The following is a 5,737-nucleotide window of genomic DNA, read 5'->3' on the forward strand; positions in this document are numbered from 1 at the left end:
CCCGCAGCGGTCAGGCACAGACCGGCCAGCGCCGCCACGGCGAACGCGGGCCTGTGGCGCGGGCCCGCGCCCGGTGCGGGGGGAGGACATTCTTGGTGGCGCACGTCGCGATGCTATCCGTGCCCCTCAGATCCCCGTCCCCGTACGCCGCAGGACGCGCAAGGAGTCCGTCACCGAGATCTCGGTGAACGCCCCTGACGCCAGGGCGCGTCGGTGGACGCGGTACGGGGCCTGGCCGCCGTCCGCCGGGTCCGGGAACACATCGTGGATGACCAGCAGGCCGCCCCCGGCGACCTTCGGGGCCCAGCCCTCGTAGTCACCGTTCGCGTGCTCGTCGGTGTGCCCGCCGTCGATGAAGACCAGACCGAGCGGCCCGCCCCAGACGGCGGCGGCCTGCGGGGAGCGTCCGACGAGCGCCACCACGTGCTCCTCCAGGCCTGCCCGGTGCAGGGTGCGCCGGAAGGCCGGAAGCGTGTCCATCAGACCGGTCTCAGGGTCCACCACGGACGGGTCGTGGTACTCCCAGCCCGGCTGCTGCTCCTCGCTGCCCCGGTGGTGGTCGACGGTCAGGGCCGTCACCCCGGCCGCCCGGGCGGCGTCCGCCAGCAGGATCGTGGACCGCCCGCAGTACGTGCCGACCTCCAGGAGCGGCAGCCCCAGCGCACCGGCCTCGACAGCGGCGGCGTACAGGGCGAGCCCTTCGTGGACCGGCATGAAGCCCTTGGCGGCCTCGAAGGCCGCGAGGACCTCGGGCTCCGGACGGGCGGCGGACTCGGCGGCCACGGGGTTCCTCCTGGTGGGGCGGCGGATCGGACGGCGTCCCATCGTGCCGTACGCCCCCGCCGTACCGGTCGGCGGGGGCGTACGGACGGGGCGGGTCAGCGCCGCACGGGCACCGCGCCACCGGCCGGAGCCTTTTCAGCCGCGGCGAGCGCGTCGCCCGCGCTGCCGGCCAGGAGCACCGGGCGTGCCGGCCGCTGCGCCGGCAGGAACGCGGCCAGCACGAGACCGATCAGCACCGCCCCCGTGGCGATCATGAACGACGTCCGGAAACCCTCCATGGTGGGGACGTCCACCGAGCCCGCCCGCATCGAGGTGTTCGCCAGCACCATGCCGATCACCGCACTCGACAGCGAGGTGCCGATCGACCGCATCAGCGTGTTCAGACCGTTGGCCGCACCCGTCTCGGACGCGTCGACCGCCCCGATGATCAGCGCGGGCAGCGAGGAGTAGGCGAGCCCGATCCCCGCGCCGAGCACCACCGCGATCACCACGGTCTGCCAGGCGGCGCTCATCAGGCCGAGCCCCGCGCCGTAACCGACGGCGATGACCAGCATGCCCAGCATCAGGGAGGCCTTGGGGCCGCGTCGGGCGGAGATCCGGGCGTACAGCGGGGCGACGAACATCATCGTCAGGCCCAGCGGCGCCACGCAGAGCCCGGCCACCACCATGGACTGCCCCAGCCCGTAACCCGTCGACACGGGCAGCTGGAGCAGCTGCGGCAGGACCAGCGAGACGGCGTAGAACGCCACCCCGACCATGATCGAGACGAGATTGGTGAGCAGCACCTCACGGCGGGCGCTGGTACGCAGATCGACCAGCGGCGCCGGGGAGCGCAGCTCGAACAGGCCCCACAGCACCAGGACCACCAGGGACGCGGCGATCAGACCGAGCGTCAGGGGAGAGGTCCAGCCCCAGTCGCCGCCCTTGGTGACGGGCAGCAGTAGGCAGACCAGGCCGAGGGAGAGCCCGAGCGCGCCGACGAGGTCGAAACGTCCCGGCGCCCGCAGCGGGGGCTCCGGCACGACGCACACCGTCAGGGTCATGGCCAGCACCCCCAGCGCGGCCGAACCGAGGAAGAGCGCGTGCCAGTCGGCATGCTGGGCGACGAGCGCGGCGGCGGGCAGCGCGAGGCCGCCGCCCACACCTATGGACGAGCTCATCAGGGCCATCGCCGAGCCGAGCTTCTCGCGCGGCAGCACATCGCGCATGATGCCGATCCCCAGCGGAATGGCGCCCATGGCGAAACCCTGGAGCGCCCGGCCGACGATCATGATCACCAGGTCGTCGGTGGAGGCGCAGACCAGTGAGCCGGACACCATCACGGCGAGACTGGCGAGCAGCATCCGCCGCTTGCCGTACAGATCGCCGAGCCGCCCCATGATCGGGGTCGCGACGGCCCCGGCGAGCAGGGTGGCCGTCATCACCCAGGTGGCGTTCGCCGGGTCGGTGCCCAGCAGGTACGGCAGGTCCTTGATGACGGGGACGAGCAGGGTCTGCATCACCGCGACGGTGATCCCCGCGAACGCGAGCACGGGAACGACGCCGCCCTTGCCGTCGCGGGAGCCTCCCCTGCCCCCGCGCGGGCCGGGGAGCTCCCCGGCTTGCTGTCCGTGCGTCGTCCGTTGCATACGTGTGGCCTCCGGGCAGGCAGAAGTGCGGAAGATCGAGCGGGGCGGAGCGCGCGGGAGCGCGCGGAAGTGCAGCGCCCCCGCCAAGTGCGTGCATGCTGAACGCTTCCGTGCGCCCGCGGTATTCCGGTGAACGGGACGTAAAAGAAGACACAGGACGAGGTGGAGGAAGAGGGCGGCCGGCGAGGGGCGTACGCGGGGCAGCGGAACGGACGGGACCGAAGGGGAGCCGGACCGATGTACGGGGCACGAATGGCCTGCGAGGATGACACCCATGTCTGACGCCCCCCGGCCCGCGCGCCCTGCCTCCCGATCGAGAACCCGTACGTGGGCCGTGGTCGCGGCCGCCTGCACCGGCCAGTTCCTGGTCGTCCTCGATGTGTCCGTCGTCAATGTGGCGCTGCCGTCCATGCGCGTCGATCTGGGCCTGAGCGCGTCCGGACTGCAATGGGTCGTCAACGCCTACTCGATCGCCTTCGCCGGCTTCATGCTGCTCGGCGGGCGGGCCGCGGACATATACGGCCGCAAGAGGATGTTCCTGACCGGACTCGGTCTCTTCACCGCGGCTTCCCTGGCCGGCGGGTTCGCGCAGGAGGGCTGGCAACTCCTCGCCGCCCGGGCCGGGCAGGGACTCGGCGCCGCCGTGCTGTCCCCGGCGACGCTCACCATCCTGACCGCGGCCGTCCCCGAGGGCCCCGCGCGCTCCAGGGCGATCGGCACCTGGATGGCGGTCGGCGCGGGCGGCGGAGCGGCCGGCGGACTGATCGGCGGGGTGCTCACCGATCTCCTCTCCTGGCGATGGGTCCTGCTCATCAACGTGCCGGTCGGCGTCCTCGTCCTCGCCTGTGCGGCGGTGTGGCTGGCCGAGGGCCGGGCGGGCGACCGGCGCCGTGTGGACCTGCTGGGCGCGGTACTCGTCACGGCCGGCCTGGCGACCACGGCGTACGGCATCGTGCAGACCGAGGCCGCCGGCTGGACCGGTGCCGCGACCCTGGTGCCCCTGCTGGGCGGCCTGGCCCTGCTCGGCGTGTTCGTCCTGGTGGAGTCCAGGGCGGCCGCGCCGCTGATGCCGCTGCGGGTGCTGGGCGTGCGTGCCGTCTCAGCGGCGAACGTGTCGATGCTGCTGCTGGGGTCGGCGACCTTCTGCATGTGGTACTTCATGACCGTCTACGCCCAGAACGTGCTGGGTTACACGCCGCTGGAGGCCGGATTCGCACTCGTACCGAGCTCCGCCGCCGTCTTCATCGGAGCGAAGGCCGCACCCGCGATCATGGCGCGGACCGGTGCCAAGCCCCTGGCCGTGGCCGGTGCCCTGGTCGCCGCCGCCGGCTTCGGCTGGCAGTCCACCATGGGCGTGCACGGCTCCTACCTCACCTCGGTCTGCCTCCCCGGTGTCCTGATGATGGCCGGGGCCGGACTGGCCTCCACCCCGCTGGCCACGCTCGCCACCTCCAAAGCGGCACCGGGCGATGCCGGACTCGTCTCCGGACTGGTCAACACCTCCCGGACGATGGGCGGCGCGCTGGGCCTCGCCGTCCTGTCCACGGTCGCGGCGGCCCGCACCGGGGGCTCGACGGGCGCGGCCGAGATCACGGCCGGATACGCGTCGGCCTTCCGCACCTCCGCCGTGGTGCTGGTGGCCGGAGCACTGATGATGCTGTTCTGGCTGCCGGGGCGGGGAGGTACGGATGCACGCGGACGTCCGGGCACACGCGCCGCGGGCCGGGCGGAACAGCCCGGCGACGAGCCCGCGCCGGCGCTGAACTCCCCGAAGGCGTAAGCCCTCCCACGCGGCGTGCGCCTCCCGCGCCCGGGGTGGCGGACGGGCCGGGCCGGGTGCTGCTGCCGCACAGCGGAGGGCCGTCACAGCCGGGACGGCTGTGACGGCCCTCATGCCGTACGGAGCGGTTCAGGCCGCCGCGCTGCCACCCCCTTCGGAGGGGCGGCGGTGACGCCCGTGCGGCTGCACGGGCACGCTCTCCGCGGCTGCGCCCCCTCGGTGCTTTCCGTAGCCGCCGGCTCCGGCCCTGTCCATGTCCGCCTCGGGCGGACGGGGCCGGGCCGTGTCGGTTCGGGCTTCAGACATGTGGTGAAGTCTCCCCGTTGCAATCGCTTACCTGTGTGTCGCAGCCCCGCCGCCCCCCGGCACGGTCACCGTCGGCGCCCGCACGGAACGGCCGCGTAGCCCGGACCGCAGTTTATCCAGGCGCGGTACGCCCGATGAGGGGCGCCTGCCCCAGCGGGACGGGCCTGCACTCGCCAGGAGCCGGGGAAGCCCCGGGCGCGGCCGTCGCGGACACGGCGGCCGGGTACGGCTCGTCCACGGGAGCCTCCAGCAGCGCCACGGCACAAGGGGCGCCCTCCCGCACGTACGGCAGGTGCAGCACTCCTTCCCGGGTCCAGAAGCCGGCTCCGGCCAGCCACCCGCCGGGCGCCGCGACCTGGTGCAGTCGGCGCCCCGCCGGACGCCACAGGCCCACCCAGCTGCCCGTGGCCCCGTCGATCCGCAGCGCCACCGCGCAGCTCTCGGGCATCAGCATCTGGCCGGGCTGTACGGCGAACGGCGTCAGCGCCTCGTCCGGTGTGCGCAGGCATTCCGGGAACCGCACCGGGAGGCGGCTGCCGAGCACGCCCCAGCCGAGCCGGTCGTGGCCGGGCGCGTCCGACCGGACCAGCAGCAGGCCGCTGTCGGCGTCGGCCAGCAGCAGCCGGTCGTTGCTCTCCGGCGCGATCTGGAGCAGGGGAGTCACCTCACCGCCGCGCTCCAGGTCCACGACGACCGCCTTCACCGGGCCCCCGCCCGGCATCTGCCGGTCCAGGGCGAGCAACCGGCCCTCCCGGTCCAGCCACACCCCGCCCGAGCAGCGCCCGGGAACATCCGCCACGTGCTCGGGACCGGTGGCGCCGCCCGCCACGAGCCAGACACCGGTGGAGCGTTCACCGGGGAGCAGGGCGCAGGCGCTCATGCCGTCCGGGGACGGAGGGAGGAGGGCGACCTCGGTGCTGTCGAGGGCGCCCAGGAAGACTTCGCCCGTGCCCGGCCCGGTCGGGTAGAGGAGCGAGAAGGTGTGCCGGTCTGCTCCCACCCGTCGCCGGATCATGACCCGCCCGTCGGAGAGCGGCAGCACGTCGGAGCCGGCCTCCTCCGGCTGGTCGAGGGGGAGGGGTACGGCGTAGGGCTCGGGCCCGTCCAGTGTCCAGCGCTCGGGGTACCGGACCGGCTCGGCCTGCTCCCCGGTGGTGGTGAGCCGGGCCGCGTAGGAACAGTCGGCGGAGAGGGTCAGCGCGGGCGGCCCGGGACGCGGCGGGGTCCGGGGGCGGGCCGT

The 5,737-nt window shown here is 73.9% G+C and carries 4 protein-coding genes; 1 reads left to right on the top strand and 3 read right to left on the bottom strand.

From position 1 onward, the window contains the following. Positions 1-126: 126 nt before the first annotated feature. Together VN520_RS24845 and VN520_RS24850 are read right to left on the bottom strand one after the other, a co-directional pair. Positions 127-783, bottom strand: a complete 657-nt coding sequence (locus VN520_RS24845) for a class I SAM-dependent methyltransferase (protein WP_325749157.1) — start codon at positions 781-783, stop codon at positions 127-129. Between the two features lie 95 nt (positions 784-878). Further along, positions 879-2,411: an MFS transporter gene (locus VN520_RS24850; protein WP_325749158.1), complete on the bottom strand. Its 1,533-nt coding sequence runs from the start codon at positions 2,409-2,411 to the stop codon at positions 879-881. 274 nt (positions 2,412-2,685) lie between these two features. On the opposite strand from VN520_RS24850, the gene VN520_RS24855 reads away from it, so the two are divergent. Beyond that, positions 2,686-4,191 carry an MFS transporter gene (locus tag VN520_RS24855; RefSeq protein ID WP_414719942.1) on the top strand — a complete coding sequence of 502 codons (1,506 nt, stop codon included), beginning with the start codon at positions 2,686-2,688 and terminating at the stop codon, positions 4,189-4,191. Positions 4,192-4,609: 418 nt separating this feature from the next. Here the strand turns inward: VN520_RS24855 and VN520_RS24860 are convergent. Further along, positions 4,610-5,737 (bottom strand): hypothetical protein (locus tag VN520_RS24860; RefSeq protein WP_325749160.1); only part of this gene is annotated, 1,128 nt, incomplete at its 5' end.

This window comes from Streptomyces sp., assembly GCF_035563135.1.
In the GTDB taxonomy this organism is placed as follows: Bacteria; Actinomycetota; Actinomycetes; order Streptomycetales; family Streptomycetaceae; genus Streptomyces.